The sequence below is a fragment of the Variovorax sp. P2_H12 genome (assembly GCF_056403395.1).
The window spans coordinates 34,791-57,640 of sequence record NZ_JBFUFO010000014.1; the positions used below are offsets into that span (position 1 = coordinate 34,791).

The following is a 22,850-nucleotide window of genomic DNA, read 5'->3' on the forward strand; positions in this document are numbered from 1 at the left end:
GAATGACCTCTCCCATTCGAATCACCGTCTGTCTGACCGACAACCGCCCTGATCCCTGGATCGAGGGCCTGCGCGCCGCTCTGCCCGAAGCCGAGGTGGAGAACTGGGCGCCGGGCGCCGCGCCCGCCGACCATGCCGTGGTCTGGGCGCCGCCGCAGCAGTTCCTCGACGAGCAGCCGGGCCTGCGCGGGCTGTTCAACATCGGCGCCGGTGTCGACGCGCTGCTCAAGCTCAAGGTGGCGCCGCAGACGAAAGTGGTCCGGCTCGACGACGCCGGCATGTCGGTGCAGATGGCCGAGTACGTCTGCCATGCGCTGATCCGGCATTTCCGCGAGTTCGACGCCTACGAGGCCGAGGCCCGCGCGGGCCGCTGGAGCTACCGCAAGCCGCGCGAGCGCCGCGATTTCGCGGTCGGCGTGATGGGGCTCGGTGTGCTCGGCGAACGCGTGGCCAGGGCGGTGGCGCAGTTCGAGTTTCCGGTGAACGGCTGGAGCCGTTCACCCAAGCACACCGACGGCGTGCGCTGCTTCGCCGGCGAGGCCGGATTCGATGCCTTCCTCGGCGCCAGCCGCGTGCTCGTGAACCTGCTGCCGCTGACCCCCGGGACGCGCGGCATCCTGAATCGCGAGACGCTCTCGAAGCTCAATGGCGGGCGGCCGGGTGGCTACCTGATCAACGTGGCGCGTGGCGCCCACCTGGTCGACGACGACCTGATCCCGCTGCTCGACGGCGGCCAGCTCGCCGGCGCCACGCTCGATGTTTTCGAGGTCGAGCCGCTGCCGGCCGGGCATCCGTTCTGGAGCCATCCGAAGATCACGGTGACGCCGCATGGGTCGGCACGCACCGAGCGCGACGCTTCGATCGCGCAGATCGCGGGGAAGATCCGGGCGATGGAACGGGGGGAAGCGGTGGCGGGGGTGGTGGATGTTCAGCGGGGCTACTGAAGCGGCTTGGTTGACTTGGTAATGCGATTGCATTACCATCCGAGGCTTGCAGCCGCCTTGGTCTGCTTTGCCCCTGGAGTCCGTCATGGCCGCCGCGCTTGAAGTCGAATCGACCCTCACCGACCGCTATCAAACCACGATCCCCGAAACGGTTCGCCGGGCGCTGCGCCTCGGCAAGCGCGACAAGATCCACTACGTGATCCGCCCGGATGGCGAGGTGGTACTGACGCGCGCTGCCGCCGTCGAGGAAGAAGACCCTGTGCTGGGTCGGTTCCTGGGCTTTCTGGCGCGCGACATTGCCGAACACCCCGAGCGGGTGCAGGCGATGGGCGTTGCGCTGGTCCAGCGCATTCAAGCGCTGGTCGGCGATGCCGATCTGGACCTCGATGCCCCTCTGTCGGCAGACGATGAATGAACGTCCCGCGCTGGTGGTCAACGGGTGGACGCTCTTCGCGCATCCGCTGTTCCTGACCCAGCTGGAGGCGTTGCTTCACCAAGTCGATGAATTGCGGCGCAAGGACGCCACGGGGTTCCTCAAGAAGAACGCCACGAAACGTCTGGCGGCGATCGCCAAGCTGGCCTTCGATGTGATTCCCCAGGATCCGGCCCGGCCGGAGTACCGGCAAGGCGCCACGCTCGGCGACGAATACAAGCACTGGTTTCGCGCGAAGTTCTTCCAGCAGTACCGGCTGTTCTTCAGGTATCACGCGCAGACCCGGGTGATCGTCCTGGCGTGGGTGAACGACGACGACACGCGGCGTGCCTACGAAAGCAGCGACGATGCCTATCGCGTATTCCGGAAGATGCTGGAGGCGGGCCATCCGCCCGACGATTGGGACCGCCTGCTCGCGGAGGCGCGTGCGGAGTCCGATCGGTTGAAGCAGGTGCTGGCGGGATCGACCCGGCCATAGGGCCAATCATGGGCGCAGTGGCATCGACGGCGTCTGTTCGGTACTCCGACGTGAGCCGCGAAAACGCTTCCTTGTAGCTGTTCATTGGCTTCTGTTCGACCTCGGCGGAGCGGAAATGCGCGAAGGGATGCGACGCGTCGACTCTACGAACCAGGCGCTCGCTTGTCGCTCGGACGCATCCGAATGCACGTCGGAAAATTCTCCAAGGACGTGGCCGCGCGGGTTTTGCGACATGGCCGAACCCTCGGCCGCGGGAAAACCCGTTGACGCCATGAATTCATGCTCGTGAAAATAACTTCATGGGTGTGAAGACGGCATTGCGCGTGTTCGAGATCATCGAAGCCTTCGCGCAGGAGAAGCAGCCGCTCGCGCTGTCGGAGATGGCGCGGCTGCTCGAGATGCCGATGTCAAGTTGCCTGGGCCTGCTCCGCACGCTCGAGGAGCGCGGCTATCTCTACGAAACCGGTCGGCGCCAGGGCTACTACCCGACCAGCCGGTTGCTGGCGATGGCACAGGTGATCTCGGCGCACGACCCGGTGCTCGACCGCGTCAAGCCGGCCCTGCAGGAACTGCGCGACGCGGCGCGCGAGACGGTGGTGTTCGGCAAGCTGCGCGAAGGCGGGCAGGTGGTCTATCTCGAAGTGGTCGATGCGCCGCAGAGCATCCGCTACACGGCCGCGGCCGGCGAGACCCGGGCGGCCTATGCGAACTCGCTGGGCCGCGCGCTGCTGTCCACCCTGTCCGCCGAAGCGCGCAGCAAGACCCTGAAAGGCATGAAGCTCGCGCGCCTCACCGACTCGACGCTGAGTTCTGCCGCCGCCCTCGCCAAGGAAATAGAAGGCTCGGCCGCCCGTGGCTGGTACGGCAACCTGGGCGAGAGCATTCCTGACCTCGCGGGCATTGCCTGGCCGGTGCACATCGGCGGCCAGGCTTATGCGGTGTCCGTCGCCGGCCCGCGCTACCGCGTGGAGCCGCGCATCGAAGAGATCGCCGCGATGCTGCGTGCCGCCTGCCGCTCGATCGAGGACCCGCACCGCGACGCCGCCACGCAGCCGTCAAGGACACGGTGACCGCCCGCTGCGGTCTTTTCAGGGGGAGTCAACATGAAAAAGAGCTTTTCACGGCGCCGGCTGATGCTGGGCCTGGCCGTGCTGGGTTGCCTGGCCGGCCCGGCCGCCTGGGGCAACGAGGCCTATCCGAGCCGATCGATCCGCCTGGTGGTGCCGTTCGCGCCGGGCGGCGCCAGCGACATCGTGGCGCGCATGCTGTCGCAGAAATTGTCCGAAGGGCTCAAGCAGCCGGTGGTGATCGACAACAAGCCGGGCGCCAACGGCATCATCGGCACCGACCTGGTCGCGCGCGCCGCGCCCGACGGCTACACCCTGCTGCTGAACACGGCCGGCGCCCAGGTGCTGAGCCCGGTGCTCTACAAGGCGCCCTATGAACCCCTCGCGAGCTTCGCGCCGATCAGCCTGATCAGCAACATCGGCCTCGTGATGGTGGTGCATCCCTCGGTGCCGGCCTCGACGCTGCAGGAGTTCATCGCGCTGGCCCGCACAGGCACGCGGCCGATGAGCTTCTCGGCCGGCAGCAGCATGATCGGATTGATCGGCGAGCAGTTCAAGGCCAGCATCGGCGTGCCCGGCATGGTCAACGTGCCGTACAAGGGCACCGGGCCGCAGATGCAGGCCGTGGTGGCCGGCGAGGTCGACATGACGATCGACCCTTTCAATGCGGTGCAGATGATCCGTGCCGGCAAGCTGCGCCCGCTGGCCGTGCTGTCGCCGCAGCGCTCGCCGACGCTGCCGCAGGTGCCGACGATGCAGGAGGCCGGCGTCGAGGGCATGAACTTCAGCTCGTGGGCCGGCTTGCTGGCCCCGGCCGGCACGCCGCCGGCGATCGTCCAGCGCCTGCACGCCGAAGTGGTCCGGATCCTGGCGCTGCCGGAGGTCCGCGAGCAACTGGCGCGGATCGACTACGAGCCCGTCGGCAGCAGCCCCGCGCAGTTCGCGGCCACCATCGCCGAGGACTCGGCGCGCTGGGCGCGGCTCGTGAAGGACAGCAACTTCAAGGCGACGCCCTGAGGCCGACCGGAGGCAGGCATGCAGACGATCGACAAGGACTCGGCAAGGCGTTTGCGCCGCCGCTTCGTCGCCCTCGGCGCCGGGGCCGGCCTGGGCGTCGCGGTGCCATGGGCCTTCGCGCAGGAGGCCGGCTACCCGAAGCAGCCGATCCGGCTGGTGGTGCCGTTCGCGGCCGGCAGCGGCACCGACGCGGTGGCGCGCATCACGGCGCAGCTGCTCGGCGAGGCGCTCAAGGGCTCCGTGATCGTCGACAACCGGGCCGGCGCCAACGGCGTGATCGCGGCCGAGGCGGTGGCCAAGGCGGCGCCCGATGGCTACACGCTGTTCATGACGACCAACACCACGCACTCGGCCAATCCGAGCCTGTTCAAGCGCCTGCCCTACGACCCGGTCAGGGATTTCACGCCAGTCAGCCGCATGGGCAACCTGCCTTTCATGCTGGTGGTCAACAACGACCTGCCGGTCAAGAGCGTGGAAGAACTGCTGGCCTGGGGCCGCGCGAATCCGGGCAAGCTCAGCTACGCCAGCGGCAACAGCACCGGCATCGTGAGCGGCGCCACGCTGTCGCGCATGAGCGGCATCCCGATGCTGCACGTTCCCTACAAGAGCACGCCGCCGGCCATCGCCGACCTGATCGGCGGGCAGGTGTCGATGATGGTGGTCGACCTCGCGGCCGGCCTCGCGACGGTCAACGCCGGCCGCATGCGCGCCATCGCGGTCACGACGCAGGAGCGCACGAAGCTGTTCCCCGAGCTGCCGCCGCTGGCCGACACGCCCGAGCTCAGGGGTTTCGACATCACCTCCTGGAACGGCGTCTATGGGCCGGCCGGCATGCCGAAGGAGATCGTCGCGAAGCTCAACCAGGCGCTGGCCGGCATGGCCAACAGTGCGGCCTTTCGCGAGCGCGTCGGCAAGCTCGGCTTCGACGCCTTCGGCAGTACGCCCGAGGAACTGGGCAGCTTCACGCTGGCCGAGTTGGGCAAGTGGAAGAAGCTGATCCAGGCCGCGGGCATCCAGCCCGAATGAGCGCAGAAAACACAACGGCCGCAGGCGCGAGCAGTTCCTCATCCCACCGAAAACCCGACATGAATTTCTTCCTGAACGACGACCAGCGCGTGCTGGTGGCGGCCATCGAACGGCTGTGCCAGGACTTCCCCGCCGACTACTGGCGCGAGCATGACGACAGCGCCACCTTCCCGCATGAATTCCACCGCGCCGTGGCCGCCAGCGGCTGGCTCGGCATCGCGATGCCCGAGGCGCAGGGCGGGGCCGGACTGGGCATCACCGAGGCGGCGCTGATGATGCGCGCCATCAGCGCCTCGGGCGCCGGCATGTCGGGCGCCTCGGCGATCCACATGAACATCTTCGGACTCAACCCGGTGGTGGTGTTCGGCAGCGAAGAGCAGCGCCAGCGCTTCCTGCCGCCGCTGATTTCGGGTGAGCAGAAGGCCTGCTTCGCGGTGACCGAGCCCGACGCCGGCCTCGACACCACGCGACTCAAGACCCAGGCCCTGCGGCAAGCCGATGGCGGCTATCTGCTGCATGGCCGCAAGATCTGGATCTCGACCGCGCAGGTCGCCGACCGGATGTTGATCCTGGCGCGCACCACGCCGCTCGAAGAAGTGAAGAAGCCAACCCAGGGCCTGACGCTGTTCTACACCTCACTGGACCGCAGCCGGGTCGAGGTGCGCGAGATCCACAAGCTCGGCCGCGCCGCGGTCGACTCCAACATGCTGTTCATCGACGGGCTCGAAGTGCCCGAGGCCGACCGCATCGGCGAAGAGGGCAGGGGCTTCGAGTACATCCTGCACGGCCTGAATCCCGAGCGCATCCTGATCGCGGCCGAAGCCGTGGGCCTGGGCCGCGCGGCGCTGCGCATTGCGGCGCAGTACGCCAGGGAGCGGGTGGTGTTCGGCCGGCCGATTGGCCAGAACCAGGGCGTGGCCCATCCGCTCGCGCGCGCCTGGGCCAACGTGGAGGCGGCCGACCTGATGGTCTTCAAGGCGGCCGCGCTGTACGACGCCGGCGAGCCTTGCGGCATCGAGGCCAACACGGCCAAATACCTGGCGGCCGAAGCCGCGCACGATGCCTGCCAGAACGCCATCCTCACGCTCGGCGGGATGGGCTACGCGAAGGAATACCATGTCGAGCGCCTGCTGCGCGAGAGCTACATTCCGCGCATCGCGCCGGTCAGCCCGCAGATGATCCTCAACTTCATTGCCGAAAAGGCCCTGGGCCTGCCCAAGTCCTACTGAGACATGGCGGGACAGACCCAGAAATTGCGCAGCAATTCTTGCTCTGTCCTCAACGGATCAGATGCGGTAGAAAATAGCGGCTGCATCTTCTTCATCGACCACGAGCGCCCCATGAAACTTCCCTCCAGAGTCAAGATCGTCGACGTCGGCCCGCGCGACGGCCTCCAGAACGAGAAGCAACCGGTGTCGGCCGAGATCAAGATCGGCCTCGTGCACCGCCTGCAGGAGGCCGGCGTCAGGGAGATCGAGGTCACCAGCTTCGTCTCGCCCAAGTGGGTGCCGCAGATGGCCGACAACGCCGAAGTCATGCACGGCATCCGGCGCAAGCCCGGCGTGCGCTACTCGGTCCTGACGCCGAACATGAAGGGCTTCGAGGCCGCGATCGCCGCGCCGCGCGAAGAATGGCCCGACGAGATCGTGGTCTTCGGCGCCGCCAGCGAGGCCTTCAGCCAGCGCAACATCAACTGCTCGATCGCCGAGAGCATCGAGCGCTTCCGGCCGGTGGTCGCGGCGGCGCGCGAGCACGGCATCTACGTGCGCGGCGCGATGTCTTGCGCCGTGGGTTGCCCCTATGAGGGCGAGATCGCGCCCACGCGCGTCGAGCTGCTGGCCGGCCTCATGAAGGAGATCGGCGTGCAGCACGTGGGCGTGGCCGACACCATCGGCGTCGGCACGCCGCTGAAGGTGCAGCGCGCCATCGAGGCGACCCTCAAGCACTACGGCATCGACGACATCTCGGGCCACTACCACGACACCTACGGCCAGGCGCTGGGCAACACGCTGGCCAGCCTGGAGATGGGCGTGTGGCAGTACGACACCTCTTCCGCCGGGCTTGGCGGCTGCCCGTATGCCAAGGGCGCGACCGGCAACGTCGCGACCGAGGACGTGGTCTACATGCTGCACGGCATGGGCATCGAGACCGGCATCGACCTCGACCTGCTGATCGACGCCGGCGTCTACATCAGCGAGGCGCTCGGGCGCGAGCCGAATTCGCGCGCCTCCAAGGCGATCCGCAACAAGAGGTCTGCCTGACATGTGCGGTGCCGAACTGACTTCCCTGCCGGAGGGCGTGCAGCGCGTCGCCCGCCTGTTGCAGGACAAGGGCCATCCCCACGCGCCGCAGATGCTCGACGACGCCGCGCGCACCGCGCAGCAGGCGGCCGATGCGCTGGGCATCGCCGTGGGCCAGATCGCCAAGAGCATCGTGTTCCGCCGCAAGTCCGACGACAGCGCGGTGCTGGTCGTGACCTCGGGCGACAAGCGCGTGGACGAGAAGAAGGTCGAGGCCCTGGTCGGCAAGCTGGGCCGCGCGGATGCCGACTTCGTCAAGTCGCGCACCGGTTTCTCGATCGGCGGCGTCTCGCCCTTCGCGCATGCCACGGCACCGGTCATGCTGATCGACCGCGAACTGTTCCGCTTCGAGGATGTCTGGGCCGCGGCCGGCCATCCGCATGCGGTGGTGCGCCTGCGTCCGCAGGACCTCGAAGGCCTGACCGGCGCGCCGGTCGCGGATGTGGTGTGAGCGCAGTGCCGGGCCGCCCCAGGCAAGCTCGCGCCGCAGTGCGCAGCACGGAGGCTTCCTGGTGAGCGCCGACACGCTGGCGTCGTTGCCCGAGCGCGCAGCGGCCGCATGTGCCATGGCCCGTGACCTGCCGTCGCCCTGCATCTCGATCTGCCGCATGGACCCGGCCAGCGGCTTCTGCGAAGGCTGCCTGCGCACGCTGCCGGAGATCGCCGCCTGGAGCTGCATGGACGATGCGGGCAAGCGCGGCGTCTGGCGCGCCATCGAGCTGCGCGCCGGAGCCGGCTTCGGGCTGGCCGACGGAGACACGCCATGAAGCACATCACCTTCCATCTCGATTTCATCTCGCCCTATGCCTATCTCGCGTTCGAGCATCTGCCGCAGGCGCTCGAGGGCCTGAGCTATAGCGTCGCCTACCGGCCGGTGCTGCTCGGCGCGCTGCTCAAGCACCACGGCCAGCTCGGGCCGGCCGAGATCCCGGCCAAGCGCAGCTGGACCTACCGCCATGTGCTGTGGCTGGGCCAGGCGCACGGCATTCCGATCCGGATGCCCGCCACGCATCCCTACAACCCGTTGCCGCACCTGCGGCTGGCGCTGGCGACCAGCACCGGCGCAGACATCAATCGCCATGCGGCCGAGACCGTGTTCCGGGACGTCTGGCGCACGGGCGAGGAGCCCGGCGACCCCGCGCGCCTGGCTGCGCTCGCAGCGTCGCTGCGGCTGCTGCGCGAAACGGGCAGCGACGAAGTCAAGGCACAGCTCAAGACCAACACCGACGAAGCGATCGCGCGCGGCGTGTTCGGGGTGCCGGCCTTCGAGGTCGACGGCCGCCTGTTCTGGGGCTTCGACGGTCTGGCGATGCTGCGCGCCTGCCTGCACGGCGAGGCCTGGTTCGACGGCCCGGACTGGGACGCCGCCGACCAGCGGCCCATGCTGCTGCGCAGCAATCGGTAGATTTCCTGCGATCTGAAACGTCGGCCGCGGGTTTGACCTTAAACCGTCAGCGACGGTTCAGTTTCGCGACAGCCTCGGGTCAGTCGCCACTCCAAGAATGCGTCACGTCCCACGCCGTGGGCGGATATTTCTACAGGAGACGACATGGCAGCCACACTAGATTCGCGAGGAGCGGCAAACGCTCCCCGGCCCATGAGCAAGGAGGAGAAGAAGGTCATCTTCGCCTCGTCGCTGGGGACCGTGTTCGAGTGGTACGACTTCTATCTGTACGGCTCGCTGGCGCCCGTGATCGCGCGCCAGTTCTTCAGCGGCCTCGATGCCGGCGCGGCCTTCATCTTCGCGCTGCTGGCCTTTGCCGCCGGCTTCCTGGTGCGCCCCTTCGGTGCCATCGTGTTCGGCCGGCTCGGCGACATGATCGGCCGCAAGTACACCTTCCTGGTCACCATCCTGATCATGGGCCTGTCGACCTTCATCGTCGGCCTGTTGCCCAGCTACGCGACCATCGGCGTCGCGGCGCCGGTGATCCTGATCGCGCTGCGCATGCTGCAGGGCCTCGCGCTCGGCGGCGAGTACGGCGGTGCAGCCACCTACGTGGCCGAGCATTCGCCCCATGGCAAGCGCGGCGCCTACACCTCGTGGATCCAGACCACGGCCACGCTGGGCCTGTTCCTGAGCTTGCTGGTGATCCTGGGTGTGCGCGAAGGCGTGGGCGAGGCCGCCTTCGCCGATTGGGCCTGGCGGCTTCCGTTCCTGGTGTCGATCCTGCTGCTCGGCATCTCGGTCTGGATCCGGCTGTCGCTGTCGGAGTCTCCCGCGTTTCAGAAGATGAAGGCCGAGGGCAAGACCTCGAAGGCGCCGCTGTCCGAATCCTTCGGCCAGTGGAAGAACCTGAAGATCGTGATCCTGGCGCTGGTCGGCCTCACCGCCGGCCAGGCCGTGGTCTGGTATTCGGGCCAGTTCTACGCGCTGTTCTTCCTGACGCAGCAGCTCAAGGTCGATGCGACCACCGCCAACCTGATGATCGCCGCCGCGCTGCTGATCGGCACGCCTTTCTTCGTCGTCTTCGGCACGCTGTCCGACAAGATCGGCCGCAAGCCGATCATCATGGCCGGCTGCCTGCTGGCCGTGGTGACCTACTTCCCGGTCTTCAAGATGCTGACCGAGAGCGCCAATCCGGACCTCGCCCGGGCCCAGGCCACGGCCGGCGTCGTCGTGACCGCCGATCCGCGTTCCTGCTCGTTCCAGGGCAACCCGGTGGCACGCGAGATCGACTTCAGCAGCTCCTGCGACATCGCCAAGCGCTACCTGGTGCAGAACTCCGTGAGCTACGAGCGCGCCGACGGCCCGGCCGGCTCGCCCGCCGTCGTCAAGATCGGCGAGGTGGCGATCACGGCACCCCAGGGCAAGGTGGTCAACCACAAGTTCGACGAGGGTTCGGCCAAGGAGATCGCGGCTTTCAAGAAGAGCGTGGCCGAACAGTTGAAGACCGCGGGCTATCCGACCAAGGCCGACCCGGCCAAGATCAACAAGGTCATGACCGTGGTGCTGCTGTTCTGGCTGGTGCTGCTGGTGACGATGGTCTACGGCCCGATCGCCGCCATGCTGGTCGAACTGTTCCCGACCCGCATCCGCTACACCTCGATGAGCCTGCCCTACCACATCGGCAACGGCTGGTTCGGCGGCCTGCTGCCGACCACCGCCTTCGCGATCGTGGCCAGCACCGGCAACATGTACAACGGCCTCTGGTACCCGATCATCATCGCCGCCATGACGCTGGTGGTCGGCACGATCTTCATTCGCGAGACGAAGGACGTGGACATCTACGCCAATGACTAGGCACACCCCCAGGTTTTTTCACTTCGTGTAGACGCCCACCCCTTGCAGGGGGCAATACCTGCGGCCCGGCGAAGCCGGTTCCGCGGTATTTCCCGGATGGGGTGGGTGGCGTTCCTGGGCCTCGCGCCTTTGCGGTGCGGGGCCTTTTTCTTTTCAGTTCAGGAGATTGGTCGTGTGGAAGATCGGGGTTGGGTTTGCCATCTTTGCGGCTGTCGCGTTGTTCGTGCTGATGAAGGCGGGGGACAAGGTGGATATGTCGGGGGAGCAGCATGGCGGGGACTCGATGCACGCGCCTGCGACTGCGCCGGCTGCGGGGGAAGCGTCGAAGTAGGGCCTCTGGGTGCTGAAAGACGTCGATGGCGGTCTCGGCCCTCGATTAACATTCGCACTGGCTGGCCATCGCGTTCATCGGGACTTCGTTCCGAACGCCGTGCCTGGACGAGGACACTGATTTGGGCACCGAGAACGCTTTCGCCGAACTGGGCTTGGCACCTGACGCGACCGACAGCGAGGTGAAGGCGGCATGGCGCCGGCTCGTCTCGCAGTGGCATCCGGACCGCAACGACAGTTCCGATGCGGTGGCCAAGATGCAGCGCATCAATCAGGCGTTCGAGGAAATCCGCCGCGCCGGAACGCGTGTGCGCACGGATGAATCGGCCACGGACAGCGCGACGCCGCCCGCGGCGCAGGCAAGCGCCCGTGGTTTCGACGACGACGACGGCGCGCATCGGCAGCGCCGGCCCATCTCCCGCAAGGTCAAGTTGACGCTGGAGGAGGCGGCCGTCGGTTGCATCAAGGTGCTGCGCGGCAAGGTCACCCACGTCTGCTCGACCTGCGCGGGGGCGGGGCACCAGGTGCTCGGCGGAAACTGTGCGCAGTGCGGGGGCTCGGGCGCGATTCCGAAGCGTTCCTTCTTCGGATGGCCCAGTGGCTATTTCGAGTGTGATGCCTGCCTGGGTGGCGGCATCGCGAGGCAGCCGTGCCCGACCTGCGTCGGCAGCGGAAAGCTGGATGCGCGCACTTACAAGGTCAAGGTCCGCATTCCGCATGGCGTGCGCCATGGCGACCTGCTGCATGTCGACGGACGGCGCTCGCGCCCGGACAGCCCTCCCGCCGACCTCGAGATCCGCGTCGAGGTGACGGAGCACGCATTCTTCCGACTCGACGCGGACGGAACGATTCGGTGCGAGGTCCCGGTCGATGGCTTCGCGTGGATCGCCAACCGGTCGATCCAGGTGCCGACCGTGACCGGCCTGCACGCGCTGCAGTTGGACCGGGAGCAAATGTCCTACTGCCTGAAGGGCCAGGGCTTCCCGGCGACGCGTCGCGGTGCGCGCGGCGACCAGTTGATCACGCTCTTGCCGATATTCCCGGATTCGCTCAGCACGGACCAGCAGATCCTGCTCGACCAGCTTCTGGCCACGACCTCGGGCGGTGCGCAAAGCTCGGACGCCCGCCTTCGCGCATGGAGCCGGGGCCTGCGCGCGTGGGAACGGGGCTTGACGGGCCGCGGCGCTACAAAAGCCTGATGCGTGCTGCCTGCGCCGTGGGCTCTTCGCGCGGGCGCTGACGCTTTTCGCCAATCGATGCGACCGCTGACGCCATTGCCGCACCATGCCGCGCTGACTAGATTGGGGGCCTCATGACGACACCCCGTATCGACTCCCCACCCACCACGCCCGCCGGCGCACCGCTTGAAGGCGTGCGCGTGCTGGACCTGACCCGGCTGCTGCCGGGGCCCCTCGGCACGATGCATCTCGCCGACCTCGGCGCCAGCGTCATCAAGATCGAGGACACCGGCGCCGGCGACTACGCGAGCCCCGCCGTGCGTACGCTCGTCAATCGAAACAAGCGCGCGATCCGCATCGACCTCAAGCAGGCTGAAGGCGTTGCCACGCTGCTGCGCCTGTGCCGCGAGGCCGATGTGCTGGTCGAGGGCTTCAGGCCCGGCGTGATGCAGCGGCTGGGGGCTGGCTACGAAGCAGTGGCGGCCGTCAATCCCCGCATCATCTATTGCAGCATCAGTGGCTTCGGCCAGACCGGACCGCTGCGCGACACGCCGGGGCATGACCTGAACTATGCGTCGCTCGCGGGCGTCGCCGACCAGATCGGCAACGCCGCCGGCCCGGCCCTGTCGAACCTGCCCGTGGCCGATCTGCTGGGCGGCACCATGACGGCGGTGGCGGGCATCCTCGCAGCGCTGTTCGACGCCTCGCGCACCGGCCGCGGGCGGCACGTGGACATCGCCATGGCCGACGGCGTGCTCGCGCATGCGGTGCTGCCGCTGGCCGCGCTGCACGAGCACGGCCAGGTCCCGAGGACCGGCGGCAGCGCGCTGACCGGTGCACTCGCTTGCTACGGCTTCTATCGCACTGCGGACGGTCGCGAGGTCTCGGTCGGCGCGCTGGAGCCGAAGTTCTGGCACGACCTGTGCCGCACGCTGGAGCGCCCGGACCTCGCGCCCCTGCATCGCAGTGGCGACCCGGCCACCGAGGCGGCACTGCGCGCGGAGCTGGCCGCCATCTTCGGCGCACGGCCGCTCGCGCACTGGCGCAGCCTGTTTCGCGATGGCGTCGGATGCGTGACGCCGGTGCTGCGCGTCGACGAGGCGCTGGAGCACGCCCACTTTCGCGCGCGCGGCATGCGCGTCGCTGCCGACGGTGCGGCGCCGGTGCAACTCGGCTGCCCCTTCAAGATGACCGGCTTCGAGCCAGCCGCGCCGCGGCCCGCACCACACGCCGGCGAGCACACCGACGAAATCCTGCGACAGGCTGGACTCGACGCGTCAGCCGTGGCGATACTCCGGGACGCAGGAGTCGTCGGCTGATCATCGGCCGGCCTGCGGCTGCCGATACCGATGACGCTCACCCACCACACCATTGCCATCCAGCAAGTCCACAGCATCCTGATGGGGATGCGGCATCGCGAGCGCGAGGTGGCCCCGGTGCTGGCACGGGCAGGCATCGCTGCCTCGCTGCTGGAGTCGCCGCTGGCGCGCATCTCGCAGCGCCAGTACGCCATGCTGATCCGCGCCCTCCGGCGCGAGCTGCGCGACGAGATGTGGGGCCTGCTGAGCCATCCGCTGCCGCCCGGCAGTTTCGGCCAGTGCATGCGCCAACTGGTGCGCTGCGCCACGCTCGGCGAGGCGCTGCGCGAAGGCTTCGCCTGGTACCACCTGTTCCTGCATGACTTCGTGCCGCGCCTGTCGCTGCGCGAGGGCAGCGCGCACGTCCAGTTCGTGCTGCAGCGGGCCTCGGATGCGCGGCTGGACTATGCGGTGAAGGCCTTCATGTTGCTGGCCTTCAATGCCTTTTCCTGGCTGGTGGCGCGCCGCATCCCGGTGCTGGCGGTGGACTACACGGCGCAGCAGACGGCCACCGACATATCGCGCGTGTACCAGGTGCCGGTCCGCCACGGCCAGCCTCACGTCGGCCTGTCCTTCGATGCGGGCTGGCTGGCGCTGCCGGTGGTGCAATCGCCGCAGAGCCTGCGCGAATTCCTCGCCGGTTCGCCCGCTAACCTGATCGTGAAGTACCGCGACACGAGCAGCCTCACCGAGCGCATTCGCCGGCTGCTGCGCAAGCGGCTGGGCGATGACCTGCCTTCGCTGGAAGAAGTGGGCGAGGCACTCGCGGTGACGCCGCAGACGCTGCGCCGCCGGCTGCGCGACGAAGGGCGCGGCTTCCAGCAGATCAAGGACGAGCTGCGGCGCGATGCCGCCATCGAATACCTGCTGCACACGCCGCTGCCGCTGCTCGATATCGCCAACCGCGTCGGCTTCTCGGAAGCCAGCACCTTCCATCGCGCCTTCAAGCAGTGGACCGGCGTGGCCCCGGGCGAGTACCGCCTCTCGCACGGCCCGGAACGCTGAGCGGTTTCGCCAAGCCCTTTGGCGCTTCCCGCCATTCATCCGCGGGGTGTCGCGGCCTAAGCTGTGGCGCATGTACCTCACCCAAGGCTTGCATCGTGCGCTGCAGCGCAACCCCGCCAGGACGGCGCTCACCCACGTCGGCGACACCACGGTGCGCCGCCATTCGCATGCGCAGGTCGTGGACGGCGTGGCCCGTCTGGCCGCGGCGTTGGCGAAGCGCGGCATCCATCCCGGCGACCGCGTGGCGCTGCTCGCGCCCAACGGCGACCTGCTGGTGCGGGCCATGCTCGCGTGCTGGTGGATGGGCGCCGTCGCCTGCCCGCTGAACATCCGCTGGAGCACGCCCGAACTGGCGCACGCACTGCAGGACAGCGGAGCGTCGCTGCTGCTCGTCGATGAATCGCTGGCGTCGCTCGCGCCCACCGACGGGCTCGCGCCGGTGCGCCTGCACGCGTTGGAAGAAGAGGGCGCCGGCCTCGATCCGATGCCCGACACGCGCACCGGTGGCGACGCGTTGGCCGCCATCCTCTACACCGGCGGAACCACCGGCCGTTCCAAGGGGGTGATGCTCAGCCATGCGAACTTCTGGACCGCGTCGATGACACGGGGCGCAGAGCTCAACAACGCGCCGGACTCGGTGTCGCTCCTGGTGGCGCCGCTGTTCCATGTGGCCGGGCTGGGCCGCCTGGTGGGCCAGATGATCGTCGGCGGCAGTTGCGTGACGATGGCGCAGTTCCGTCCCGCAGCGGTGATCGACGCGATCGAGGAGCACCGCATCAGCGACATCATCGTCGTGCCGAGCATGCTGCAGTCGCTGCTCGACGATCCCTCGTTCACGCCCGAGCGCGTGCGCAGCCTGGACCGCGTTGCCTTCGGTGCGGCCCCGATGCCGCCGGATCTTCTGGATCGCGCGCTGGCCGCTTGGGCGCATGCCGAGTTCTTCCAGGCCTACGGGCTCACCGAAACCGCGGGCGCCGTGTGCATCAACCTGCCGGCGAACCACCGCCCGGAGGCGCGTGCGCTCGGCCTGCTGAATGCCGTCGGCCGCGCAGGCCTCGGCGCCGAGATCATCGTCGCCGACGAGAGCGGGCACGAACTGCCGCGCGGCGAAGTGGGCGAGGTCCTCGTGCGAGGACCGATGGTCATGCAAGGCTACTGGCGCCAGCCCGAAGCGACCGCCTCGGCCTTGCGCGACGGCTGGCTGAACACCGGCGATGCGGGCCGCATGCTGCCCGACGGCCATCTCTTCATCGTCGACCGCCTCAAGGACATGATCATCACCGGCGGCGAGAACGTGTACTGCGCCGAGGTGGAGGCCGCCCTGCGCAGCCATCCCCAGGTCGTGCAGGCAGCGGTGGTCGGCGTGCCCGATGCGCGTTGGGGCGAGGCGGTGCATGCGGCGGTGGTGATGCGCGACGACGCCACGGCCGCCGCCGACGAGCTCCGCGCCTGGTGCCGCGAGCGCCTGGCGGGCTACAAGTGTCCGCGCGCCATCACCTTCCTGCGCGAGCTGCCGATGTCGGCGGCCGGCAAGGTGCTGAAGAACGTGCTGCGCGAGCGGGTGCGCGCGTGACGCCGGTCACGGGCGAAGACCGCCGCCAACTGTTCGGCCGAGTGCCCTTCATGCGGCTTCTGGAGGCTCGCCGCGAGTTCTCCGAGGCCGGCCGCGCCAGGCTCGTCATCGACGAGCGGCCGGAACTCGGCAACGTCATCGGCGCGGTGCACGGCGGCGTGGTGGTCACGCTGCTCGATGTGGTCATGGCCAGTGCCGCCGTGTCGCTGTTCGACTTCGCGCGCACGGCTGTCACGCTCAATCTCAACACGAGCTTCATCGAACCGGGCCGCGGCCGGCTCACCGCGGACGGTGAAGTCGTGCAGCACGACGCGAGCGTCGCGTGGTGCCGCGCCTCGGTCACGGATGCGGGCGGGCGCGTCGTCGCGCAGGCCCAGGGCTCCTTCCGCTACCTGCCGCTGCCGCAGGTCCCTTGAACCGCCAACCCGAACTCCAGGAGACGACATGAAACCACCCATCCGCTCATTGCAGCGGCGCACCGCCGTCGGCGCGCTGCTCGCGCTCGGCGCCGCCGCGGCAGCAGGCGCCGCTTTCGCGGCCGAGCCGTTCCCCAGCAAGCCGATCACGCTGGTGATGCCTTTTCCGGCGGGCGGCTCCTTCGATCCGATGTTCCGCGCGCTGGCCGACGTGGCTTCGCGCGATCTCGGGCAACCGATCGTGCTGATGCACAGGCCGGGCGCCGGCGGCATCACCGGCCCGGGCTCGGTGGCGCTGATGAACGAATCCGACGGCTACACGCTGGCCGTGATGCACAACTCGGTGATCCGCGCGCCGCTGCTGCACAAGGTCAACTGGGACCCGCTGCGCGACTTCACCTACCTGGCCGGCCTCTTCGGCATGGCCACCGGCGTCGCGGTGGCGAGCGACGCACCGTGGAGGACGCTCGACGAACTGCTCGCCGATGCGCGCAAGCGCCCCGGCGCGATCAGCTGGGGCACCGTGGGCGCCACCAGCATCAACCGCATCTATGGCGAACGGCTCGCGCGCATGAACGGCACGACCTTCAACATGGTGCCCTTCAAGGGCGGCGGCGAAGCCTTCACGGCGCTGATCGGCCACCACCTCGACGTGTACGGCGACCCCGGCTTCGGCCCGCAGGTGCAAGGCGGCAAGGTGAAGCTCCTGGCCACCTTCACCGCCGAGCGCCTGAAGCGCTACCCCGGCGTGCCGACCGTGAAGGAGCTCGGCCACGACCTCGTCATCGAGTCGCCCGTCGGCCTCGTGGCGCCGAAGAACCTCGACCCGAAGATCGCCGCGCGCCTGGCCGCGGCCTTTCGCAAGGCATCGGCCGACCCGGCCTACCTCAACCAGCTCGAGCAGTTCGACATGCAGCCGAAGTGGATCGACGGCCACGCCTACGCCGCCTACGCGAAGGCGCAGTTCGAGCGCGACGCCCGGATGCTGGGCGAACTCGGCTTCAAACCGGAGTGATGAACACCATGGACTTCTCAGCTTTCGACTTCAAGGGCCGCCACCTGTTCGTGGCCGGTGGTTCCAGCGGCATCAACTTCGGCATCGCGCAGGCCTTCGCCCGCGCCGGTGCCCGCATCACGGTGCTGAGCCGGTCGCCCGACAAGGTGGCGACGGCTGCGCAGCAGCTCGAATCCCTCGGGACCGAGGCCATGGGCATCCCGGCGGATGTGCGCCAGCCAGAGGCGCTGCAACGCGCCTTCGGGCAGGCCACCGAACGCTTCGGCCCCATCGACGTGCTGGTCTCGGGCGCAGCGGGCAACTTCCTCGCCGCTGCGCTCGACATGTCGCCCAACGCCTTCAAGACGGTGGTCGACATCGACCTGCTGGGCAGCTTCAACGTGGCGCGTCTGGCGCACACGCACCTGCGCAAGCCGGGCGCGTGCGTGGTGCAGATTTCCGCCGGGCAGGCTTTCATCCCCACGCCCTTCCAGGCCCACGTCTGCGCGGCCAAGGCGGGTGTCGACATGCTGACGAAGGTGCTCGCGCTGGAGTGGGGTTCGCAGGGCATCCGCATCAACTCCATCGTCCCCGGACCGATCGCGGACACCGAGGGATTGAAGCGCCTCGCGCCCACCGACGAAACGATGCAGGCGATGGCGCAGCGCGTGCCGCTGAAGCGGCTGGGCCGCATCGAAGACATCAGCCGCATGGCGATGCTGCTGGCGAGCGACTGGGGCTCGTACATCACCGGCGCGATCATTCCGGTCGACGGCGGACTCGCGTTGACCGGCCCGCGCGACTTCACCGCGGCGGCGGCCGCATCGAAGCGGGAGACGGCATGAGCCTGCATCTCGCCAGCACGACAACGCAGGAAAGGGACAAGCCGCGCAGCGGCCCGCAGCGCTACGTCCCTTTCTCCGAGCACATCGGCCTGCGTGTCGAGCGCGCCGACGCAGGCGAATCCGTGGTGTCGGTGGAACTGCGACCCGAACTGCTGAACAACCACGACAGCGGCCACGGCGGCGTGCTGATGACGCTGCTCGACAGCGCGATGGCGCATGCCGCGCTCTCGCGCGTGGCCTATGCCCGGGAGGTCGTCACGGTCGACATGCACATCGCCTTCATGCGGCCCACCAGCGGGCGCCTGCTCGCGGACGGGCGTGCCACGGGCGGCGGGCGCTCGGTGTGCTTCTGCGAGGCGACCGTCACCGACGTCAGCGGCGAGGTGGCGGCGCGCGCGATGGGCACCTTCCGCTACCGCGATCCCGCGTGAGCGTTTCGGCCAATCGTTTTGGCCCAATCCGCGATTGTTGAAGCGCCGGCCCCGGCCGAGACTTGATTCCATCGCAACGAGTACCCACAGGAGTTTCCATGACGCGTATGCATCGCCCCGTCCACGTGGTCGGCGTGGGCATGATCCCCTTCACCAAGCCAGGTGCCAGCGACCCGTACACCGTGATGGGTGCGCGCGCCGCGCAACTCGCGCTCGACGACGCAGGTGTCGACTACAGCCTGGTGCAGCAGGCCTACGTCGGCTACGTCTACGGCGATTCGACCGCCGGCCAGGCGGCCATCTACGGCGTCGGCCTGACCGGCATTCCGGTCTTCAATCTCAACAACAACTGCTCCACCGGGTCCAGCGCATTGTTCCTCGCGCGCCAGGCGGTCGAAAGCGGGATGGTCGAATGCGCCATCGCGCTCGGCTTCGAGCAGATGCAGCCCGGCGCGCTCAAGGGCGCCTACGACGACCGGCCGTCGCCCATGGCGCGATTCGCCGACGTGATGACGCAGAAGCAGGGCTTCGTCCCCGAAGCGCCCCGTGCGGCGCAGTTCTTCGGTGGCGCCGGCCGCGACTACATGGCGCAGCACGGCATCCGTCGCGACACCTTCGGCCGCATCGCGGTGAAGGCGCGGCAGCATGCGGCGCGCAATCCGCTGGCGGTGTTCCGCCAGACGCTGACGCTGGACGAGGTGATGGCCTCGGCGCCCGTGTTCGACCCGCTCACGCGCTTCCAGTGCTGCCCACCCACCTGCGGCGCGGCCGCGGCGATCGTCTGCTCGGCCGACTTCGCGAAGAAGCACGGACTGGACATGCGCGTCGTGATCGCGGCGCAGGCGATGACCACCGACACCTCGACCACCTTCGACAGCAAGGACATGCGCAAGCTGGTCGGCTACGACATGACCGCCGCCGCGGCCCGGCAGGTGTACGACGACTCGGGCATCGGCCCGGAAGAACTGGACGTCGTGGAACTGCACGACTGCTTCACCGCCAACGAGCTGATCACCTATGAGGCGCTGGGCCTCACGCCCGAGGGCACGGCGGAGCGCTTCATCGTCGAGGGCGACAACACCTACGGCGGCCGCGTGGTGACCAATCCTTCCGGCGGCTTGCTGTCCAAGGGCCATCCGCTGGGCGCCACCGGGCTCGCGCAATGCGCCGAACTGGTGTGGCAACTGCGCGGCCAGGCCGGGCAACGGCAGGTGGAAGGCGCGCGCCTTGCGCTGCAGCACAACCTGGGCCTCGGCGGCGCTTGCGTCATCACGCTCTATCAGGCAGCTTGAGACCAATGATCGATCGCCGCCACATCGGCCACACGCTCCCGCCTTTCCAGGTGGAGGTCGAAAAGGGCCGCCTGCGCTTCTTCGCCAAGGCCACGGGCCAGACCGACCCCGTCTACATCGACGAAGCCGCCGCGCGCGCGGCGGGACATCCCGGCCTGCCGGTGCCGCCGACCTTCCTGTTCTGCCTGGAGATGGAGGCGCCCGATCCCGCCGCCATCCGCGAGCTGCTGGGCATGGACTACCGCAGCCTGCTGCACGGTGAGCAGGGCTTCACCTATCACGCGATGGCTTATGCCGGCGATACGTTGACCTTCCAGCAGCGCATTGCAGACATCTACGACAAGAAGAACGGCGCGCTCGAATTCGTCGTGCGGACGACCCGTGTGACCAACCAGCGCGACGAACCGGTGGCCGATCTGCGCTGCGTGACCGTGGTGCGCAACACATGAGAGAGACCCTGCCCATGACCACCACGACCCTGCCGGATTGGAACGCGCTGGAGCCGGGCGACATGCTGCCTGCGCTGGAGCTGCCGGCGATCAGCCGGCTCGCGCTCGCGCTGTACTGCGGCGCCTCCGGCGACCACAACCCGATTCACGTCGACACCGACTTCGCACGTTCCGCGGGCATGCCGGACGTCTTCGCGCACGGCATGCTGTCGGCCGCCTGGCTGGGGCGGCTGCTGACGCACTGGGTTGCGCAATCGGCCATCCGGTCGCTGGACGTGCGCTTCGCCTCCATCACCCGCGTGGGCGAGCGCATCACCTGCACCGGCAGGATCGCCGAGAAATTCGAACGCGAAGGCCAGCGCTGTGTGCGGCTGCACATCGCGACGGCCAACCAGGAAGGCACCACCCGCCTGAGCGGCGAGGCGCTGGTCGCCTGGAACTGACTGACATCACGGACCACAGGAGAGAGACACATATGAACCGCAAACTCGAAGGCAAGGTCGCCCTGGTCTCCGGCTCCGGCCGCGGCATCGGGCGCGAGATCGCGCTCAAGCTGGCCGGCGAAGGCGCGAGCGTCGTGATCAACGACCTCGACGCCGAACCGGCCCGGCAGACCGTCAGCGACGTCGTGGCCGCGGGCGGCAGCGCCACGGCCTGCGTCGGCAGCGTCACCGAAAGCGGCTTTGCAGACCGTTTCGTGCGCACGGCCATCGACACCTACGGCGGCCTGGACATCATCGTCAACAACGCCGGCTACACCTGGGACAACGTGGTGCAGAAGATGACCGACGAGCAGTGGGAGGCTATGCTGGCCGTGCACCTGACCGCGCCCTTCCGCATCCTGCGCGCGGCGTCGGGCTTCATCCGCGAGGCTGCGCGGCGCGAGGCCGACGAAGGCCTCGAAGTGTTTCGCAAGGTCGTCAACGTCTCATCCACCTCCGGCGTGTACGGCAACGCGGGCCAGGCCAATTACGCGGCCGCCAAGGCCGGCATCAACGGCCTGACCAAGGCGATGGCCAAGGAATGGGGCCGCTACAAGGTCAACGTCAACAGCGTCGCCTTCGGCCTGATCAAGACACGCCTGACCGAAGCGGATGCCACCGCCGGCGCCAGCATCGACGTCGAGGGCCGGCAGATCAAGGTGGGCGTCAATCCGCAGATCCTGAAGAACGCCGAAGCCCTGATCCCGCTGGGTCGCGGCGGCACGCCGCAGGAAGCGGCCGGTGCGGTCTACATGTTCTGCATCCCGGAATCGAACTATGTCAGCGGACAGGTGCTGGTCTGCGGAGGCGGAAGGCCGTGAACGCGACCCGCGCCTGGATGACGCCGGAGCTGGAGATGTTGCGCGACGGCGCAAGTCGCTTCTTCGAGCGCGAGTGCGTTCCCAACGAGACTCGCTGGCGCGCGCAGCACCACGCGGACCGCGACATCTGGACCAAGGCCGGCGCGGCCGGGCTGCTGTGCGCCAGCATCCCCGAGGAATACGGCGGCGGCGGCGGCAACTTCCTGCACGAGGCGGTGATCTGCGAGGAGCAGATGCGTGCGATGGCGCAGGGCTTCAGCAACAACGTGCACAGCGGCATCGTCGCCCACTACCTGCTGGCCTACGGCACCGAGGAGCAGAAGCGCCGCTGGCTGCCCCGCATGGCGACCGGCGAACTCGTGGCGGCCATCGCGATGACCGAGCCCGGCGCGGGCACCGACCTGCAGCGCATCCGCACGCAGGCGCGGCGCGATGGCGACACCTGGCGCATCACCGGCAACAAGACCTTCATCACCAACGGCATGCATGCCGGCCTCGTCTGCGTGGCCGCCAAGACCGATGCGGCCGGCGGCGCGAAAGGCATCTCGCTGCTGATGGTGGAGACCGAGGGCGCCCCGGGCTTCCGCCGCGGGCCGCTGCTGGACAAGATGGGCCAGAAGACGCTCGACACCACCGAGCTGTTCTTCGACGACGTGCGCGTCGGCGCCGACAACCTGCTGGGTGGCGAGGAGGGCCGCGGCTTCGCGCAGCTCATGCAGCAATTGCCGCGCGAGCGCATGCTGATCGCCGTCGGCGCGGTGGCGACCATGCAGCGCGCGATCGCCGAGACCGTGGCCTATGTGCGCGACCGCCAGGTCTTCGGCCAGCCGCTGCTGAAGATGCAGAACACCCGCTTCAAGCTGGCCGAATGCGAGACGCAGGCGCAGGTGGCTCGCGCTTTCGTCGACGACTGCATCGCCCGCCTGATGGTGGGCGAGCTGGACGTGCCGACCGCGGCGATGGCCAAGTGGTGGACCACCGACGCCTGCTGCCGCATCGTCGACGAGTGCCTGCAGTTGCACGGCGGCTACGGCTTCATGAACGAATACCCCATCGCGCGCCTCTATGCCGACGTGCGCGTCGGCCGCATCTATGGCGGTGCCAACGAGGTGATGAAGGAGATCATCGCCCGGGCCCTGGAGAAGCCATGAGCGCCGCGCCGGACCGCTC

25 protein-coding genes are annotated in these 22,850 nt (G+C 68.5%); all 25 read left to right on the plus strand.

Features of this window, described 5'->3' with window-relative positions:
- The first annotated feature begins 14 nt into the window (after positions 1–14).
- The 25 genes from AC1DYK_RS11810 to AC1DYK_RS11930 all read left to right on the plus strand — a co-directional run bounded on the left by AC1DYK_RS11810 (position 15) and on the right by AC1DYK_RS11930 (position 22,831).
- Complete coding sequence (locus AC1DYK_RS11810; protein ID WP_478166556.1) at positions 15–944, plus strand: 2-hydroxyacid dehydrogenase; 930 nt, start codon at positions 15–17, stop codon at positions 942–944.
- A gap of 85 nt (positions 945–1,029) precedes the next feature.
- The gene (locus tag AC1DYK_RS11815) at positions 1,030–1,359 is read left to right on the plus strand and encodes a type II toxin-antitoxin system PrlF family antitoxin (RefSeq protein WP_478166473.1); all 330 of its coding nucleotides are present in this window, start codon (positions 1,030–1,032) and stop codon (positions 1,357–1,359) included.
- Entirely contained in the window at positions 1,313–1,855 is a 543-nt protein-coding gene (locus AC1DYK_RS11820; RefSeq protein ID WP_478166474.1) for a type II toxin-antitoxin system YhaV family toxin, read from the plus strand. Before AC1DYK_RS11815 ends, AC1DYK_RS11820 begins: the two co-directional genes overlap by 47 nt.
- A 299-nt stretch (positions 1,856–2,154) precedes the next feature.
- Positions 2,155–2,925 carry an IclR family transcriptional regulator gene (locus AC1DYK_RS11825; protein ID WP_478166475.1) on the plus strand — a complete coding sequence of 257 codons (771 nt, stop codon included), beginning with the start codon at positions 2,155–2,157 and terminating at the stop codon, positions 2,923–2,925.
- Positions 2,926–2,958: 33 nt separating this feature from the next.
- Positions 2,959–3,939, plus strand: a complete 981-nt coding sequence (locus tag AC1DYK_RS11830; RefSeq protein WP_478166476.1) for a Bug family tripartite tricarboxylate transporter substrate binding protein — start codon at positions 2,959–2,961, stop codon at positions 3,937–3,939.
- 18 nt (positions 3,940–3,957) lie between these two features.
- Positions 3,958–4,965 carry a Bug family tripartite tricarboxylate transporter substrate binding protein gene (locus AC1DYK_RS11835; protein ID WP_478166477.1) on the plus strand — a complete coding sequence of 336 codons (1,008 nt, stop codon included), beginning with the start codon at positions 3,958–3,960 and terminating at the stop codon, positions 4,963–4,965.
- A gap of 59 nt (positions 4,966–5,024) precedes the next feature.
- Positions 5,025–6,194 (plus strand): acyl-CoA dehydrogenase family protein, encoded by a 1,170-nt coding sequence (locus tag AC1DYK_RS11840; protein WP_478166478.1) that lies wholly within the window; start codon positions 5,025–5,027, stop codon positions 6,192–6,194.
- Between the two features lie 111 nt (positions 6,195–6,305).
- Positions 6,306–7,226 carry a hydroxymethylglutaryl-CoA lyase gene (locus tag AC1DYK_RS11845; RefSeq protein WP_478166479.1) on the plus strand — a complete coding sequence of 307 codons (921 nt, stop codon included), beginning with the start codon at positions 6,306–6,308 and terminating at the stop codon, positions 7,224–7,226.
- A gap of 1 nt (position 7,227) precedes the next feature.
- Entirely contained in the window at positions 7,228–7,716 is a 489-nt protein-coding gene (locus AC1DYK_RS11850) for a YbaK/EbsC family protein (protein ID WP_478166480.1), read from the plus strand.
- Positions 7,717–7,777: 61 nt separating this feature from the next.
- Complete coding sequence (locus tag AC1DYK_RS11855; RefSeq protein WP_478166481.1) at positions 7,778–8,032, plus strand: DUF1289 domain-containing protein; 255 nt, start codon at positions 7,778–7,780, stop codon at positions 8,030–8,032.
- Entirely contained in the window at positions 8,029–8,670 is a 642-nt protein-coding gene (locus AC1DYK_RS11860; protein ID WP_478166482.1) for a 2-hydroxychromene-2-carboxylate isomerase, read from the plus strand. The genes AC1DYK_RS11855 and AC1DYK_RS11860 overlap by 4 nt, the downstream gene beginning before the upstream one ends.
- A gap of 144 nt (positions 8,671–8,814) precedes the next feature.
- On the plus strand, positions 8,815–10,506 hold the full coding sequence (locus AC1DYK_RS11865; protein ID WP_478166483.1) for an MFS transporter: 1,692 nt from the start codon (positions 8,815–8,817) through the stop codon (positions 10,504–10,506).
- 452 nt (positions 10,507–10,958) lie between these two features.
- Positions 10,959–12,035, plus strand: a complete 1,077-nt coding sequence (locus tag AC1DYK_RS11870) for a DnaJ C-terminal domain-containing protein (RefSeq protein ID WP_478166484.1) — start codon at positions 10,959–10,961, stop codon at positions 12,033–12,035.
- A gap of 113 nt (positions 12,036–12,148) precedes the next feature.
- Complete coding sequence (locus tag AC1DYK_RS11875; protein ID WP_478166485.1) at positions 12,149–13,333, plus strand: CaiB/BaiF CoA transferase family protein; 1,185 nt, start codon at positions 12,149–12,151, stop codon at positions 13,331–13,333.
- 30 nt (positions 13,334–13,363) lie between these two features.
- On the plus strand, positions 13,364–14,377 hold the full coding sequence (locus tag AC1DYK_RS11880; RefSeq protein ID WP_478166486.1) for an AraC family transcriptional regulator: 1,014 nt from the start codon (positions 13,364–13,366) through the stop codon (positions 14,375–14,377).
- Between the two features lie 70 nt (positions 14,378–14,447).
- On the plus strand, positions 14,448–15,950 hold the full coding sequence (locus AC1DYK_RS11885; protein ID WP_478166487.1) for a class I adenylate-forming enzyme family protein: 1,503 nt from the start codon (positions 14,448–14,450) through the stop codon (positions 15,948–15,950).
- The gene (locus AC1DYK_RS11890) at positions 15,947–16,366 is read left to right on the plus strand and encodes a PaaI family thioesterase (protein WP_478166488.1); all 420 of its coding nucleotides are present in this window, start codon (positions 15,947–15,949) and stop codon (positions 16,364–16,366) included. Before AC1DYK_RS11885 ends, AC1DYK_RS11890 begins: the two co-directional genes overlap by 4 nt.
- A gap of 28 nt (positions 16,367–16,394) precedes the next feature.
- Positions 16,395–17,381 (plus strand): tripartite tricarboxylate transporter substrate binding protein, encoded by a 987-nt coding sequence (locus AC1DYK_RS11895; RefSeq protein ID WP_478166489.1) that lies wholly within the window; start codon positions 16,395–16,397, stop codon positions 17,379–17,381.
- An 8-nt stretch (positions 17,382–17,389) separates the two neighbouring features.
- Complete coding sequence (locus tag AC1DYK_RS11900; protein ID WP_478166490.1) at positions 17,390–18,205, plus strand: SDR family oxidoreductase; 816 nt, start codon at positions 17,390–17,392, stop codon at positions 18,203–18,205.
- Positions 18,202–18,636: a PaaI family thioesterase gene (locus AC1DYK_RS11905; RefSeq protein ID WP_478166491.1), complete on the plus strand. Its 435-nt coding sequence runs from the start codon at positions 18,202–18,204 to the stop codon at positions 18,634–18,636. Before AC1DYK_RS11900 ends, AC1DYK_RS11905 begins: the two co-directional genes overlap by 4 nt.
- Positions 18,637–18,743: 107 nt before the next feature.
- A complete protein-coding gene (locus AC1DYK_RS11910; protein ID WP_478166557.1) occupies positions 18,744–19,928 on the plus strand; it encodes a lipid-transfer protein in 1,185 nt (394 codons plus the stop codon).
- A gap of 5 nt (positions 19,929–19,933) precedes the next feature.
- Positions 19,934–20,377: a MaoC family dehydratase N-terminal domain-containing protein gene (locus AC1DYK_RS11915; RefSeq protein WP_478086281.1), complete on the plus strand. Its 444-nt coding sequence runs from the start codon at positions 19,934–19,936 to the stop codon at positions 20,375–20,377.
- A gap of 14 nt (positions 20,378–20,391) precedes the next feature.
- Positions 20,392–20,820, plus strand: a complete 429-nt coding sequence (locus AC1DYK_RS11920) for a MaoC family dehydratase (RefSeq protein ID WP_478166492.1) — start codon at positions 20,392–20,394, stop codon at positions 20,818–20,820.
- Between the two features lie 32 nt (positions 20,821–20,852).
- Positions 20,853–21,680 carry an SDR family NAD(P)-dependent oxidoreductase gene (locus tag AC1DYK_RS11925; protein ID WP_478166493.1) on the plus strand — a complete coding sequence of 276 codons (828 nt, stop codon included), beginning with the start codon at positions 20,853–20,855 and terminating at the stop codon, positions 21,678–21,680.
- Positions 21,681–21,697: 17 nt separating this feature from the next.
- Entirely contained in the window at positions 21,698–22,831 is a 1,134-nt protein-coding gene (locus tag AC1DYK_RS11930; RefSeq protein ID WP_478086307.1) for an acyl-CoA dehydrogenase family protein, read from the plus strand.
- The last annotated feature ends 19 nt before the right edge of the window (positions 22,832–22,850 follow it).

What these genes read in the sequence shown, in the direction of transcription:
- AC1DYK_RS11815 (WP_478166473.1), top strand. Translation starts at nt 1,030, where the DNA reads ATGGCCGCCGCGCTTGAAGTCGAATCGACCCTCACCGACCGCTATCAA.
- AC1DYK_RS11820 (WP_478166474.1), top strand. Translation starts at nt 1,313, where the DNA reads ATGCCGATCTGGACCTCGATGCCCCTCTGTCGGCAGACGATGAATGAA.
- AC1DYK_RS11825 (WP_478166475.1), top strand. Translation starts at nt 2,155, where the DNA reads ATGGGTGTGAAGACGGCATTGCGCGTGTTCGAGATCATCGAAGCCTTC.
- AC1DYK_RS11830 (WP_478166476.1), top strand. Translation starts at nt 2,959, where the DNA reads ATGAAAAAGAGCTTTTCACGGCGCCGGCTGATGCTGGGCCTGGCCGTG.
- AC1DYK_RS11835 (WP_478166477.1), top strand. Translation starts at nt 3,958, where the DNA reads ATGCAGACGATCGACAAGGACTCGGCAAGGCGTTTGCGCCGCCGCTTC.
- AC1DYK_RS11840 (WP_478166478.1), top strand. Translation starts at nt 5,025, where the DNA reads ATGAATTTCTTCCTGAACGACGACCAGCGCGTGCTGGTGGCGGCCATC.
- AC1DYK_RS11845 (WP_478166479.1), top strand. Translation starts at nt 6,306, where the DNA reads ATGAAACTTCCCTCCAGAGTCAAGATCGTCGACGTCGGCCCGCGCGAC.
- AC1DYK_RS11850 (WP_478166480.1), top strand. Translation starts at nt 7,228, where the DNA reads ATGTGCGGTGCCGAACTGACTTCCCTGCCGGAGGGCGTGCAGCGCGTC.
- AC1DYK_RS11860 (WP_478166482.1), top strand. Translation starts at nt 8,029, where the DNA reads ATGAAGCACATCACCTTCCATCTCGATTTCATCTCGCCCTATGCCTAT.
- AC1DYK_RS11865 (WP_478166483.1), top strand. Translation starts at nt 8,815, where the DNA reads ATGGCAGCCACACTAGATTCGCGAGGAGCGGCAAACGCTCCCCGGCCC.
- AC1DYK_RS11875 (WP_478166485.1), top strand. Translation starts at nt 12,149, where the DNA reads ATGACGACACCCCGTATCGACTCCCCACCCACCACGCCCGCCGGCGCA.
- AC1DYK_RS11880 (WP_478166486.1), top strand. Translation starts at nt 13,364, where the DNA reads ATGACGCTCACCCACCACACCATTGCCATCCAGCAAGTCCACAGCATC.
- AC1DYK_RS11885 (WP_478166487.1), top strand. Translation starts at nt 14,448, where the DNA reads ATGTACCTCACCCAAGGCTTGCATCGTGCGCTGCAGCGCAACCCCGCC.
- AC1DYK_RS11895 (WP_478166489.1), top strand. Translation starts at nt 16,395, where the DNA reads ATGAAACCACCCATCCGCTCATTGCAGCGGCGCACCGCCGTCGGCGCG.
- AC1DYK_RS11900 (WP_478166490.1), top strand. Translation starts at nt 17,390, where the DNA reads ATGGACTTCTCAGCTTTCGACTTCAAGGGCCGCCACCTGTTCGTGGCC.
- AC1DYK_RS11905 (WP_478166491.1), top strand. Translation starts at nt 18,202, where the DNA reads ATGAGCCTGCATCTCGCCAGCACGACAACGCAGGAAAGGGACAAGCCG.
- AC1DYK_RS11910 (WP_478166557.1), top strand. Translation starts at nt 18,744, where the DNA reads ATGCATCGCCCCGTCCACGTGGTCGGCGTGGGCATGATCCCCTTCACC.
- AC1DYK_RS11915 (WP_478086281.1), top strand. Translation starts at nt 19,934, where the DNA reads ATGATCGATCGCCGCCACATCGGCCACACGCTCCCGCCTTTCCAGGTG.
- AC1DYK_RS11920 (WP_478166492.1), top strand. Translation starts at nt 20,392, where the DNA reads ATGACCACCACGACCCTGCCGGATTGGAACGCGCTGGAGCCGGGCGAC.
- AC1DYK_RS11925 (WP_478166493.1), top strand. Translation starts at nt 20,853, where the DNA reads ATGAACCGCAAACTCGAAGGCAAGGTCGCCCTGGTCTCCGGCTCCGGC.
- AC1DYK_RS11930 (WP_478086307.1), top strand. Translation starts at nt 21,698, where the DNA reads ATGACGCCGGAGCTGGAGATGTTGCGCGACGGCGCAAGTCGCTTCTTC.